Here is a 239-nt window from a genome sequence, read left to right as displayed (position 1 = left end):
AAATATAGAACCTGATGGAAACAACAAATATAAAATGTCGTTTGCAGGTGTTGAAATGCAAAATGCAACAGCACTTACTGTAAGAAAAGATTTAACGCTTTGGATTCTCGGTATTGGAGGGTTTATATTTATGGTTGGTGTCATTCAAGGTATGTATTGGAATCATCGCCGTATTTGGATACAACGTGTTAATGATGAATGGTGGATTGCAGGGCATACGAATAAAAATTGGTTCGGTT

At 36.0% G+C, this 239-nt stretch carries 1 protein-coding gene; it reads left to right on the top strand.

Annotation, left to right across the window (positions count from 1 at the left end; translation table 11 throughout):
* The coding region (locus SB717_RS39290) for a cytochrome c biogenesis ResB family protein (RefSeq protein WP_410908723.1) at window positions 1–239 on the top strand (239 nt) is incomplete at both ends.

The organism is Priestia sp. SIMBA_032, from assembly GCF_046535215.1.
In the GTDB taxonomy this organism is placed as follows: domain Bacteria; phylum Bacillota; class Bacilli; order Bacillales; family Bacillaceae_H; genus Priestia; species Priestia aryabhattai.
The sequence above is the reverse complement of the archived record's forward strand: the minus strand, read 5'-3'. Positions and strand labels throughout refer to the sequence as shown.